This window comes from Vibrio sp. YIC-376 (genome assembly GCF_052353105.1).
GTDB lineage: Bacteria > Pseudomonadota > Gammaproteobacteria > Enterobacterales > Vibrionaceae > Vibrio.
The window spans coordinates 80,579-93,180 of record NZ_JBBWFK010000013.1 but is presented as its reverse complement, the minus strand read 5'-3'; the positions used below and the strand labels follow the sequence as shown (position 1 = coordinate 93,180).

The 12,602-nt window shown below is 46.0% G+C and carries 14 protein-coding genes and 7 tRNA genes; 4 read left to right on the top strand and 17 right to left on the bottom strand.

Going from position 1 to position 12,602, the window contains the following annotated elements; genetic code table 11:
* The 10 genes from WJM94_RS20160 to mutY all read right to left on the bottom strand — a co-directional run bounded on the left by WJM94_RS20160 (position 1) and on the right by mutY (position 3,453).
* Positions 1-76 (bottom strand) — tRNA-Asn (locus tag WJM94_RS20160).
* 45 nt (positions 77-121) lie between these two features.
* Positions 122-197, bottom strand: a tRNA-Phe gene (locus tag WJM94_RS20155).
* A 7-nt stretch (positions 198-204) separates the two neighbouring features.
* Positions 205-280 (bottom strand) — tRNA-Thr (locus WJM94_RS20150).
* Positions 281-354: 74 nt separating this feature from the next.
* Positions 355-430: transfer RNA gene (locus WJM94_RS20145), tRNA-Asn, on the bottom strand.
* A 45-nt stretch (positions 431-475) separates the two neighbouring features.
* Positions 476-551 (bottom strand) — tRNA-Phe (locus WJM94_RS20140).
* Between the two features lie 7 nt (positions 552-558).
* Positions 559-634, bottom strand: a tRNA-Thr gene (locus WJM94_RS20135).
* 70 nt (positions 635-704) lie between these two features.
* A tRNA-Phe gene (locus tag WJM94_RS20130) sits at positions 705-780 on the bottom strand.
* A gap of 100 nt (positions 781-880) precedes the next feature.
* Positions 881-2,020: a membrane-bound lytic murein transglycosylase MltC gene (gene mltC / locus WJM94_RS20125; RefSeq protein ID WP_444495964.1), complete on the bottom strand. Its 1,140-nt coding sequence runs from the start codon at positions 2,018-2,020 to the stop codon at positions 881-883.
* Positions 2,021-2,096: 76 nt separating this feature from the next.
* Positions 2,097-2,369, bottom strand: a complete 273-nt coding sequence (locus WJM94_RS20120) for an oxidative damage protection protein (protein ID WP_444495963.1) — start codon at positions 2,367-2,369, stop codon at positions 2,097-2,099.
* 19 nt (positions 2,370-2,388) lie between these two features.
* Positions 2,389-3,453 (bottom strand): A/G-specific adenine glycosylase, encoded by a 1,065-nt coding sequence (mutY, locus tag WJM94_RS20115; protein WP_444495962.1) that lies wholly within the window; start codon positions 3,451-3,453, stop codon positions 2,389-2,391.
* Between the two features lie 203 nt (positions 3,454-3,656).
* Here mutY and trmB point away from each other — a divergent pair, with 203 nt between their 5' ends.
* From trmB to glsB, 3 genes are all read left to right on the top strand, one after another.
* Positions 3,657-4,376: a tRNA (guanosine(46)-N7)-methyltransferase TrmB gene (gene trmB / locus WJM94_RS20110; RefSeq protein ID WP_444495961.1), complete on the top strand. Its 720-nt coding sequence runs from the start codon at positions 3,657-3,659 to the stop codon at positions 4,374-4,376.
* Positions 4,377-4,387: 11 nt separating this feature from the next.
* On the top strand, positions 4,388-5,416 hold the full coding sequence (locus tag WJM94_RS20105) for a TRM11 family SAM-dependent methyltransferase (protein WP_444495960.1): 1,029 nt from the start codon (positions 4,388-4,390) through the stop codon (positions 5,414-5,416).
* 93 nt (positions 5,417-5,509) lie between these two features.
* Positions 5,510-6,430 (top strand): glutaminase B, encoded by a 921-nt coding sequence (gene glsB / locus WJM94_RS20100; protein WP_444495959.1) that lies wholly within the window; start codon positions 5,510-5,512, stop codon positions 6,428-6,430.
* Positions 6,431-6,509: 79 nt separating this feature from the next.
* On the opposite strand, the gene hemW is transcribed toward glsB, so the two are convergent.
* The 7 genes from hemW to WJM94_RS20065 all read right to left on the bottom strand — a co-directional run bounded on the left by hemW (position 6,510) and on the right by WJM94_RS20065 (position 11,527).
* A complete protein-coding gene (hemW, locus tag WJM94_RS20095) occupies positions 6,510-7,685 on the bottom strand; it encodes a radical SAM family heme chaperone HemW (protein ID WP_444495958.1) in 1,176 nt (391 codons plus the stop codon).
* 34 nt (positions 7,686-7,719) lie between these two features.
* Entirely contained in the window at positions 7,720-8,322 is a 603-nt protein-coding gene (locus tag WJM94_RS20090; RefSeq protein ID WP_444495957.1) for an XTP/dITP diphosphatase, read from the bottom strand.
* A gap of 141 nt (positions 8,323-8,463) precedes the next feature.
* Entirely contained in the window at positions 8,464-8,895 is a 432-nt protein-coding gene (locus WJM94_RS20085) for a DUF4426 domain-containing protein (RefSeq protein ID WP_444495956.1), read from the bottom strand.
* Between the two features lie 74 nt (positions 8,896-8,969).
* A complete protein-coding gene (gene yggU / locus WJM94_RS20080; protein WP_444495955.1) occupies positions 8,970-9,260 on the bottom strand; it encodes a DUF167 family protein YggU in 291 nt (96 codons plus the stop codon).
* Positions 9,260-9,817 (bottom strand): YggT family protein, encoded by a 558-nt coding sequence (locus tag WJM94_RS20075; protein WP_444495954.1) that lies wholly within the window; start codon positions 9,815-9,817, stop codon positions 9,260-9,262. Before WJM94_RS20075 ends, yggU begins: the two co-directional genes overlap by 1 nt.
* A gap of 53 nt (positions 9,818-9,870) precedes the next feature.
* Positions 9,871-10,689 carry a pyrroline-5-carboxylate reductase gene (proC, locus tag WJM94_RS20070; protein WP_444495953.1) on the bottom strand — a complete coding sequence of 273 codons (819 nt, stop codon included), beginning with the start codon at positions 10,687-10,689 and terminating at the stop codon, positions 9,871-9,873.
* A 124-nt stretch (positions 10,690-10,813) separates the two neighbouring features.
* Positions 10,814-11,527: a YggS family pyridoxal phosphate-dependent enzyme gene (locus tag WJM94_RS20065; protein ID WP_444495952.1), complete on the bottom strand. Its 714-nt coding sequence runs from the start codon at positions 11,525-11,527 to the stop codon at positions 10,814-10,816.
* Between the two features lie 28 nt (positions 11,528-11,555).
* On the opposite strand from WJM94_RS20065, the gene WJM94_RS20060 reads away from it, so the two are divergent.
* Entirely contained in the window at positions 11,556-12,596 is a 1,041-nt protein-coding gene (locus tag WJM94_RS20060) for a type IV pilus twitching motility protein PilT (protein ID WP_444495951.1), read from the top strand.
* Positions 12,597-12,602 lie beyond the last annotated feature (6 nt).

The window sequence follows — 12,602 nt, the reverse complement described above, 5'->3', positions numbered from 1 at the left end:
TGGCTCCTCCTGCTGGGCTCGAACCAGCGACCTGCGGATTAACAGTCCGTCGCTCTACCAACTGAGCTAAGGAGGAACTATTCTGTTTGTGTCTTGCTAATTAAGCAAGTGCACCAAATAATGGTGCCTCGAGGCGGAATCGAACCACCGACACGAGGATTTTCAATCCTCTGCTCTACCGACTGAGCTATCGAGGCAAAAGAATGGTGCCGACTACCGGAATCGAACTGGTGACCTACTGATTACAAGTCAGTTGCTCTACCTACTGAGCTAAGTCGGCACGTTTTATTCTTTTTCTTAGAAGAGTTGAACCCTTCATTTTTTAGAATCTCATTTAAATGAAACTCTAGAAAGTGGCTCCTCCTGCTGGGCTCGAACCAGCGACCTGCGGATTAACAGTCCGTCGCTCTACCAACTGAGCTAAGGAGGAACTATTCTGTTTGTGTCTTGCTAATTAAGCAAGTGCACCAAATAATGGTGCCTCGAGGCGGAATCGAACCACCGACACGAGGATTTTCAATCCTCTGCTCTACCGACTGAGCTATCGAGGCAAAAGAATGGTGCCGACTACCGGAATCGAACTGGTGACCTACTGATTACAAGTCAGTTGCTCTACCTACTGAGCTAAGTCGGCACACTACTATTCTTTGCTATAAAAAATCTTTGCTTGTTGTCCGTGTATAACACCAACAACGAATAAATTGTGGTGCCCGGAGGCGGAATCGAACCACCGACACGAGGATTTTCAATCCTCTGCTCTACCGACTGAGCTATCCGGGCAACGGAGCGCTATTAAACGGATTTTCCCGCTTTCCGTCAACCACTTTTTTTAAATAATTTCAAAAAAGTGGTTGTTCGAACGCTTTTTGTTCAACTGGTGCTAAAAAGTTTGCACCGAGTTAAATTCCTTTTTGAAATTTGTAACTTTTTCTAGATATCGACGAGCTTCAGCGTTGGGATGTTTCTTGGTTAATGCCCAGTAAACTTGATTGGGTTGCAGTGAATTTAGGTCGCTCATAGCGCGTTTACGATCGCTGCTATCAAATGTGCTCAATACGCCACCAGTTCCGCCATTGTAAGCAGAAATCATACTGTATTCGAGAGAAGTTGGGTGGCTGACTTCTTTCAAATAACGATTCTTCAAGATATAGAAGTAGGCCGTTCCGGTATCAATATTGTTTTCCGGGTTAAACAAATATTCAGGGCTCGGCTGTCCTGAGCGATTTTTAACCAAAGAAAACACATCTCGGCCTGCGGTTTTCGGCACGACCTGCATTAGACCATATGCATTAGCCCAACTGACCGCATATGGATTGAAGCTGCTTTCGGTTTTGATGATGGCGTAAATCAAATCTTCAGGAATATCGTATTTCTCCGACGCACGACGCACTATGCTGGCGTATTGATAACTGCGCTGCAATAAGTGATCTACCGCCATGGGAATTTCTACGTAGTATGCTTTTTTGAAATCGACGTCTTTCGTTTTGATTTCCTTGGCGATGAGGTAATCGGCAAACCGATTGGCTCGCCAGGTCCATTGAATCGGCTGCTTATCTTGGTCTAGCACCTGTTTGTATAGAAAAGGCTGACCTCCGAGTTTGATCTCTTTAGAAGAGAACAGATCGACATTCGCGGGATCTTCAGGTGTCAGTAGCGTAGTTATAATTGCATTCTTGAGGTGTTTTTGTGGTTCGGTTGGGGATACCGTTTCTATGGTAATCACGCCTTTTTGGAAATCGACTTCTGCGCGACTGAGGTAGTTGTCGATATACTTAACGTAGTTGCTTTTACCCGCGTACTTGATTTCTCGTTTGCCCCACCGTTTTTGGATATCGCCAGAGAAGCTGTCGATTAATGAATCGAAAGCGGCGGTGTCTTTTTCAAATTGTCCCGGCATTTCCGCTAAATTATTGGCGAAACGGTTAGTCGGTTCGTAGTCGACATCATAGACGTTTTCGACGAACTCACGGCTGCAACCGGCCATTAAAAGTGCCGTAACAAGAAAGACAATTTTTTTCATAAGTAATTAGTAGGTGGGATCTGGTGAGATAATGACACCACAATGTGCGTTGTGATGTCATTGTTTTTGCGAAAATTTATTCGCTAGGTGGAGTGTAGCCGTCAATGTGAACGTCTTTACCTTCAAACAGGAAGTTCACCATTTCGGTTTCGAGCAGTTTACGATGCTCCGGATCCATCATGTTGAGTTTCTTTTCGTTGATCAACATGGTTTGTTTGTGTTGCCACTGAGCCCAAGCTTCTTTCGAGATGTTATCGAAAATGCGTTTGCCTAGTTCACCTGGGTACAGTTGAAAGTCTAGACCTTCAGCCTCTTTGTTTAGTCGAGCACAAATCACAGTGCGGCTCATAATGACTCCTTGTATTCAATTAACGAAGTTCATGAGGTAGCGCTTCCAGTAACAGTTTTACTGGAGCGGCTAATCCCACTTCTTCAGGTTTAGATAAGTTATACCAAAGACCTTTGTTGCCTTCCATTACCACATCGGGTTGCTTTGACAGGTCAATCAAAATTGGTGTGATATCTAAGTGGTAATGACTAAATGTGTGGCGGAAAGTGATCAGTGTTTGCTGTTCTTTAATGTCATTGGCCTGGATGCCACGTTGTTCCAACAGCAAATCAATATCACTTTCGACATCCACATGTTCGGTTTGCGGGAAGCAGAATAGCCCGCCCCAAATTCCGGTTTGAGGTCTCTGTTCAAGCCAGACTTCATGATTGTGATGAAGCATAACAAATCGGGTTTGCTTCACCGGTTTATCTTTCTTCGGTTTTTTCCCCGGATAGTCGAGAACATTTTCTTGTTTTTTCGCCACACATAAATTGGCAACAGGACACAAGGTGCACTTAGGTCTGCTGCGTGTGCAGACCATGGCGCCCATGTCCATCATAGCTTGATTGTATTTGTCGACGTCAGTTTTCGGGGTATGTGCCTCGGCAATCTCCCACAGCTGATTCTCTACTTTTTTCTGCCCCGGCCATCCTTCAACTGCAAAACAGCGAGAAAGTGTTCGCTTGACGTTGCCATCGAGAATCGCATGTGGCTGCTTAAAAACGGATGACAATACCGCTGCAGCAGTTGAGCGGCCGATTCCCGGCAGAGCGTTCATTTGCTCGATATCCAGAGGGAACTCACCATTATATTTCTGGGCAACCTCTTTGGCCGCTTTATGCAGGTTACGGGCTCGGGCGTAGTAACCGAGGCCAGTCCAGAGGTGCAGCACTTCATCTTGCTCTGCGTTAGCAAGGTCGACCACGGTCGGAAAGCGTTCCAGAATGCGTTGGTAGTACGGAATAACCGTAGTTACCTGAGTTTGCTGAAGCATGATTTCAGACAACCAGACACTGTATGCGGTTTTGTTTTGTTGCCACGGAAGATCTTTTCTTCCATAGGCGTCATACCATTCTAAGATGGCACTGGCGAAAGGGGTCACGACTTGCTCTGTATTCTATTATTGGTTAGGGGCAAAATTGCACCACAGAATGGGTGATAAGTACAACTGGTAATCAGTGGGGATATTACGGGGAGCATTATAGCTTTTGAGTAGTGATAGACCGAGAGCTCAACAAAAACTTGCACCCGATTAAATTCTTTGGATAATCCCCGCTTTGATTAATCAATGTGCAGGCAAAATCAATGAGTGAAGTAACCACTAACGAATACAACGAAGACGGCAAGCTGATCCGTAAAATCCGCAGTTTCGTTCGTCGCGAAGGCCGTTTAACTAAGGGCCAGGAAAATGCGATGAACGAGTGCTGGCCAACAATGGGTATCGATTACCAAGCTGAACTTCTTGATTGGAAAGAGGTATTTGGTAACGACAATCCAGTTGTGCTTGAGATCGGTTTTGGTATGGGCGCTTCACTGGTTGAAATGGCAAAGAACGCACCTGAGAAAAACTTCATCGGTATTGAAGTACACAGCCCGGGTGTTGGTGCTTGTCTTGCTGATGCACGTGAAGCTGGTCTGACTAACTTGCGCGTAATGTGTCACGATGCGGTTGAAGTGTTCGAGCACATGATCCCGAATGACAGCCTAACGACACTGCAACTATTCTTCCCAGACCCATGGCACAAGAAGCGTCACCACAAGCGTCGTATCGTACAGCTTGAGTTTGCTGAAATGGTACGCCAGAAGCTTATCCCTAATGAGGGTATCTTCCACATGGCAACGGACTGGGAAAACTATGCAGAACACATGATTGAAATCATGAATCAAGCGCCAGGTTATGAAAATATTGCTGAAGAAGGCGATTTTGTACCTCGTCCTGAAGAGCGTCCATTAACTAAATTTGAAGCTCGCGGTCACCGTCTTGGTCACGGTGTGTGGGACATCAAATTCAAACGAACTGCGTAAGGAGACAGTTGATGTACCACTATGCGATATTAGCGAATCCGGGTCACAACCGTATTTATTTTGATAGCGCAATGACCATCGCATGTTCAGAGCTAAAAGCAATCTTAGCTTCTGAAGGTGTTGAAGTGACTGAAATTGGCAGCAAAGATGTAGGCTTACCTGCGGCATTGGTGTTCTCGTGCGAGGAAGCGCTCAACGAAGAACAGTCGCGTAAGATCGCCGCATCTTCTATCTATTACGCGCTGTTTGAAGTGCGTGAAGACGGTTTGCTACGACCAATTCAGGCGCCTGCGTTCAACACCTTCCCTGAGAGCATGAGCCAGATCCTGCGTTATACCGGTAAAACAAACGAGCAGTTTACGCGTTTGATGGTAAACCTGGGCGTGAGCGCCGCTAACACAGATAGCGCGCAGCTTACGTTGATGGATCCGATGTGTGGTAAGGGTACAACACTGTTTGAAGGTTTGATCCACGGCTTAAATGTCGTAGGTGTAGAGATCAACCAGAAATGGGTTCAAGAGATCCAGACCTTCATCGTTAAGTTTATGAAGAACGGTCGCTTTAAGCATAAAGTGAGCAAAGAAAAGCGCACTTCTGGCGGTAAAAAAGTGGCCGATGGTTTCGTGATTGAAGCTGCAGTGAATAAAGAAGATTACAACCAAGGTAATCTTCAGACGATGAAACTGTACTCGGCAGATACGCGTATTGCAGACCAAGTTGTGAAGAAGAGTTCCGTGGATATCATGGTGTCTGATTTGCCTTATGGCGTGCAGCACGGCAGTAAGAATGCGAAAGACAGCAAACTGAACCGCAGCCCACTAGAGCTTTTAAAAGAAGCGTTGCCTGCATGGAAAGTGGTGCTGAAAAAGCAAGGTTCTGTGGTGTTGTCTTTCAACGAATTCACTCTGAAATGGAAAGACGTCGCGGCATTATTTGAAGAGCAGGGGTGGAAGGTACTTTCAGAAGAGCCTTATATCGGTTATCTTCATCGCGTAGATCAATCGATTAACCGCAATATTATTGTGGCAGTGAAACCATAATCGATTCTTCGATATCGAATCTTTGAAAAGCCAACATTCAGTTGGCTTTTTTTACCTCTGAGTTAAATCACTCTTGTGACAATAAGGTAGACAATGAAACCGACAGCGGAAATTTTGACAGACATTCTGACCGAAGTTCGTCCTTTGATCGGCCAGGGAAAAGTGGCAGATTACATTCCGGCTCTGGCAAAAGTGCCCAACAACAAGTTAGGTATTGCGGTATACACCAATGAAGGTGAAGTGATTAAGGCGGGGGATGCCGATGAACCGTTCTCAATCCAGTCTATTTCTAAAGCCCTGAGCCTGACGCTGGCGATGTGCTTGTATAAGCAAGAGGAAATTTGGGCTCGAGTAGGGAAAGAGCCCTCAGGTCAGGCATTTAACTCACTCATTCAGTTAGAAATGGAACAGGGGATTCCTCGCAACCCGTTTATTAACGCGGGCGCGATTGTGGTCGCGGATCTGCTGCAAAGTCGCTTGTCTGCACCGCGTCAACGCTTGCTTGAATTTGTTCGCCAGCTATCGGGTGATACTCACATTGTGTATGACAAAGTGGTTGCGGCTTCAGAAATGATGCATGGCGATCGCAACGCGGCGATCGCTTACCTGATGCGTTCGTTTGGTAACTTCGAAAATGAAGTCATACCGGTTCTGCAAAATTACTTCCATGCCTGCGCATTGAAGATGAGCTGTGTTGATTTGGCGAAAACCTTTAGTTACTTAGCCAATAAAGGCACGTCTGTGCAAACTGGTAAACCTGTCGTAACATCGACTCAAACCAAGCAATTAAATGCGCTGCTTGCGACGTGTGGACTTTATGATGGCGCAGGTGAGTTTGCCTACCGTGTCGGTATGCCGGGCAAATCTGGTGTGGGCGGCGGCATTATTGCAGTCGTACCGGGGGATATGACCATTGCAGTCTGGTCTCCGGAGCTAGACTCAGCAGGTAACTCGCTGGCAGGAACGAAAGCTTTGGAGCTACTTTCAGAGCGAATAGGTCGCTCAATTTTCTAAAGTTGCTTATTTGAATCAGCACAAATAAAAATGCCTCTCACACCGAGAGGCATTTTTTATAGCTTGATATCAGATTAGCTTATTCGTCTTCTTCGGCCATAAAGGCTTCTAACAAGTCGTTCAGGAACAACTTACCTTTTTCGGTGATCTGCCAGTGTGTGTCGGTCTCACTCAAATATCCAATTTCTAACGCCCAGTGAATGGTGTCTTGAATGGTGCTTAGTGGTAAACCAGTGGTGTCGATAAAGTCTTGTTTTGGGCACGCTTCCATCAAACGGAAACGGTTCATGAAGAACTCAAACGGACGGTCTTCATCTTCCACAAACTGCTCGGTATGCAGATAAGGTTTCACCATATTTTGGTACGCAGCCAGATAACCACGTGGATGCTTCACTTTAGTGGTACGAATGATACGCCCATCAGCGAAACTCAGCTTGCCATGTGAACCGCAGCCGATGCCGAGATAATCCCCAAACCGCCAGTAGTTAAGGTTGTGCTGACACTGATAGCCCGGCTTGCTGTAACCGGAGATTTCGTACTGCACATATCCTGCTGCTGAGAGTTTCTCATGGCCTTGCTCGAAGATGTCCCATAGGTCATCGTCGTCAGGCAGCGTCGGAGGCTTGTAATAGAACATGGTGTTAGGCTCAATGGTGAGCTGATACCAAGACAGGTGTGGCGGATCCAGTTCAATAGCCTTATCCAAATCGGCCAGAGCCTGCTCAATACTTTGGTCTGGCAAGCCGTGCATTAAGTCCAGATTAAAGCTGTTTAAGCCAATCTTATGGGCGAGCTTAGCCGCATTTACTGCTTCATCCTTGCCGTGGATGCGTCCGAGGCGTTCTAGCTTCTCTTGCTCAAAACTCTGCACTCCGATAGATATACGTGTTACCCCTGCTTTTCGGTAGCCAGCAAAACGTTCAGCTTCGATCGTTCCTGGGTTGGCTTCCATGGTAATTTCGATGCCTGGCTTGAATGGAATACGCGCTTCAATTCCTTTTAACAGACGTTCGATTCCTTGTGCTGAAATCAGGCTCGGCGTACCGCCACCAATGAAAATAGAATGCAGAGGGCGTGGAGCGTCGTTCAGGCGATATTTTTCAATATCGGTATCCAGATCTTCCAGAAGGGCGTTGATGTATTCCTCTTCTGGGATCTCCGCTTTGAGCGCATGCGAGTTGAAGTCGCAGTATGGGCACTTTTGTACACACCATGGGATGTGAACATACAGACTGAGTGCTGGGGGCGTTAACATGGATAAACTCGCTTATTATTACTATGCAATGTGCTTACTGGGCTGTGTGCGCAGACAGCTGAGCGAACAGAGATTTCAGCGCTTTACCACGGTGTGACAGCTGCTTTTTACGCACAGGCTCTAGCTCTGCTGATGCACAATCGTCTTCTGGCACGAAGAAGATTGGGTCGTAGCCAAAGCCATTCTCACCTTGTGCTTCTGTCAGGATACGACCTTCCCACATACCGTGACAAACGACAGGTGTCGGATCATCTTTATGGCGTATTAATACCAAGACACAATGGAAACGCGCAGTGCGCTCTGCTTCAGGCACGCCCTCCATCGCTTTTAGCAGTTTTTCCAGATTCTCCTGGTCTGTTGCGTTTTCGCCAGCGTAACGTGCAGAGTAGATACCAGGTGCACCGTTAAGGAAGTCGACTTCTAAACCCGAATCATCAGCGATAGCTGGCAGGCCGGTTTCTTGCGCTGCATGGCGAGCTTTGATAATTGCGTTCTCAATAAACGTGGTGCCCGTTTCCGCAACTTCAGAGACGTTGAATTCACTTTGTGCCAATACTTCGAAACCGAAATCTGAAAGCAAATCTGCCATCTCACGTACTTTGCCTTGGTTGCCTGTTGCTAACACAATCTTTTTCATGGGGTTCTCTTTTCATTGTGATGAGGAGAACATGTCGTTCTCCTCATCTTTTCATTTTAACTTTTTTAACTTCGGAAGGCTTTTGGCCTACTGGTGTCCAAAAGCTTTTAGATCATTCTGACCCAATTACTCTTCGACATGTCACTCTTCAACAAAAAACTTCTGGGTGAATTGAAGCTTACCTGAGCCTTTGTTTCCAGCTTTTACATCAATATCGAAGGTAAAGGTTTCTTCATGCGTGATCGGCAGTTCAGCCAAGTAGTAAATAGCGTCACCTTCTTTAACTTCACGGAAGGTTAACTGTTGCGTTTGACCGATCAGGTTCTTTGCATGTCCCTCTACCTTCGCTTCCAGAGCTGGTTTTCCGAGGGTAGAACTATCAAGCACGCTAATATTTATTACAGCGAGGTAGCCATTACGTTTAATGTTGTAGCTGCTGGCTACTTTCGGCGTCAGAAAAGTAGAGTTAAACGCCACGTAATGTACTTCGATGTCTTTCATCGTTTTGAACTGTTCAGCAAAAGTCGGGAAAGACAATAGGCTGATCAGTACTGCGGTAATCCATTTGTTCATCGTGAATTCCTCAAAGAGACACTTCTATTTAAGTTTAATTTAAATAACCTGCTTTCAGGTTAAATAAAAAGCCATCATAAGATGGCTTTTATTTCATCAGGTATCTGCGCGGGAGATTCTATCCGAATTTGTTTGTGCCGTCCCAGTTCGCCTTTTTCTATGTGAACCAAACCCTTAGCGACTTTAAATTGCTTAGCCAGAAATTTGGTGAGATGCGCATTGGCTTTGCCATCGATGGGCGGGGCGGTAATAGCGATTTTTAGTTCTTCCCCATGCAAGCCGACGACTTTATCGCGGCTTGCTTTCGGTTGAATGTAGAGTTTAAGGACAATGTCCTCGCCATCCCGCCAAACTGCGGCTGACACTACAGCTGGTACCATATTGGGCCAACAATATCGCCCATCAGGAAGTTCGCGAACTGCAGACCGATAAACAGCACCAAAACGCTAAGATCAAGACCACCAATTGCAGGGATAATGCGACGGATTGGAGCGCACATTGGCTCAGTCAGCTGGTGGAACACATACTCAATTGGACTGCGGCCCTGACTAACCCAGCTCAGGATTGCACGGATCAGCAATACCCAGAATAACAGGCCGCCAGCGGCTTTAATTAGAGACAGTAATCCCAGGAACAGGAACTCAACACTAAAAGAAACGGAACCGCTTGATGCGATAAGAATTAAAGCAACAAACTTAAGTACACACAGCAGGTACGCAAATAAAATTGTAGCCAGATCGATACTACCTACAGACGGGATAACACGACGCAGTGGAGCAATGACTGGCTGTGTAGCTTTAACAATAAATTGCGAGAAAGGGTTGTAGAAGTCGGCGCGTGCAGCTTGCAACCAAATACGCAATATAACGACCATGATATACAGGTCAAATAGGGTTGAGATGAGAAAACTCATTGAATTCATAAGGTACCCTTAACAAGTGATGGATGACTTTTTCTCGAGAATCATCCAGGTAATTAAAATAGTTTTTCCATTTCTTCCGCGCGAGCAACCGCTGCCTGCATTGCTTTGGCTACGATATCAGAAAGCTGATGTTCGTTGAACGTTCGCAGAGCTTCTGCTGTTGTCCCACCTTTGGAGGTGACATTTTCACGCAGTGTAGATAGCTCAGTATCCGGATTGTTCACTACCATGCTGGCTGCGCCTAATGCCGATTGCTGAACCAGCAGGCGAGCGGTCTCTTTATCGAAACCTTGTGCGATCGCTTCTGCTTGCATCGCTTCCATAAACAAGAAGAAATAAGCCGGAGCGCTTCCCGCTGCAGCAATCACACTATTGATGCCGGCTTCTCGTTCCACCCAGCAAACTTCACCTACAGCCTGCATCAGTTGTGCTGCGAAGTCTTTATCCTGCTTAGTTACATGTTCAGGCGCAAAAAGACCACTCATGCCCAAGCCTAACTGAGAAGGCGTATTTGGCATGACACGAACCAGATTTAACTTCGTCGCTAGCATCTCATCTAAACGTGAACAATTAATGCCAGCCGCGATAGAAATCACCAATTTGTTGCTGAAATCGATAGATTGCAGAGGCTTACATACATCGGCCATCATTTGTGGTTTCACAGACAAAACCACCACATCCGCTTCTGAAGCCGCAAGGATGTTGTCGCTGGTGGTACGGATGCCAAAATCTTTTTCAAGTGGCAAGCGACGTGTCTCTGAAGGGGCGGTTGCCACTATATTTTGCGCCGGGTAACCATTCGCTACTAAGCCAGAAATAATGGCTCTCACCATGTTACCTGCACCAATGAAGGCAATTTTTTTATGTTCCATTTGTCTGATTTCCGTTGTGATGCTTTGCTACTTTAAAATGCATTTAACTGCATGATAAATGATAAGTTTTACTGCTAAAATGTAGCAGTTGTAAGATCTGGCAATTCTTGTTTGCTCTTGCTGACTATTCACTTTTTGCGCTGTAGTCACGAGCACCAAAAATAGCAGTTCCGATTCGTACCATGGTGCTGCCCGCGACGATAGCCGCCGTCATATCGCCACTCATACCCATGGATAATGTGTCTATTTCCGGGTATTGCTGTTCAAGATCTTGCTTCAATTTCGCCAGTTTCTGGAACTCATGAAGCTGTGAATCATAGTCTGAGACGTTAGCAGGGATAGACATCAATCCTCTTAAAGTGAGGTTGGGTAGGCGAGAAATCAACTCAGCCAGCTCGAATACTTCTGCGTCGGTTACGCCAGACTTTGAATCTTCACCACTGGTGTTCACTTGAATAAGAACTTGCAGTGGTTTTAGTTCACTTGGACGTTGATCATTCAGGCGTTGGGCAATCTTAGCGCGATCAATGGTGTGAACCCAATCGAAATGTTCAGCGACAAGACGGGATTTATTGGACTGAATAGGCCCGATGAAGTGCCATTCTATGCGATTTTCTGGATAATGCTGAGCAAAGTGCTGAACTTTATTAACGCCTTCTTGAACATAGTTTTCACCAAATGCCGTTTGACCGGCTTGGTAAGCTTCAAGAATGGCTTCAACGGGTTTAGTTTTACTTACCGCTAAAAGTTGCACTGACTCAGGAGAACGGCCGCATTTTTGCTCGTCGTTTCGGATTTGAGAGGTGATATGTTCAATATTTTGTTGAATACTACTCATAGCTGTACTTTAGACTTAAGGATTTTAAATGGATATCACTGAGTTACTGGATTTTAGTGTAAAACATAATGCATCAGATCTACATCTTTCTGCAGGTGTCCCACCAATGATCAGAATTGATGGGGACGTGAGAAAGCTGGGCATTCCGGCGTTTACACATCAAGAAGTGCATCGCTTGGTTTTCGAAATCATGAACGATGCACAACGCAGTGAGTTCGAAGAAAAACTCGAAGTCGATTTCTCGTTTGAACTACAAAACGTTGGACGTTTTCGTGTCAACGCATTTCACCAATCTCGCGGCTGCGCTGCGGTGTTTCGTACCATCCCGAGTAATATTCCAACGCTTGAAGAACTCGATACGCCAGATATCTTCCGAAAGATTGCTAACGGGCAGAAAGGTTTGGTACTGGTAACAGGACCAACCGGCTCTGGTAAATCGACGACCTTAGCTGCCATTGTCGACTACATCAACCGTAATCACAATAAGCACATTCTCACAATTGAAGATCCAATTGAATTTGTTCATACAAACAACAAATGTTTGATCAACCAACGCGAAGTTCACCGTGACACTCATAGCTTCCAAAACGCCTTGCGCAGTGCACTGCGTGAGGACCCGGATGTCATTCTGGTTGGTGAGATGCGTGACAAAGAAACCATCAGTCTGGCGTTGACCGCTGCTGAAACTGGTCACTTAGTTTTTGGTACGTTACACACGAGTTCTGCTGCGAAAACCATCGACCGTATTATTGACGTGTTCCCCGGCAGCGATAAAGACATGGTTCGCTCGATGTTATCCGAATCTTTGCGTTCCGTTATCGCCCAGAAACTGTTGAAACGTAATGGTGGTGGACGTGTTGCTTGTCATGAAATCATGATGGCGACACCGGCAATTCGAAACTTGATCCGCGAAGACAAAGTCGCTCAGATGTATTCGATCATCCAGACAGGTGCGGCACATGGGATGCAGACGATGGAGCAAAATGCACGTCAGCTCCTTGCTCAAGGTATTGTTTCTCACGAAGAGGCCGACAGCAAAGTTGGGCTTGAAGTGCAGCAATTTTCGTAACGCTCA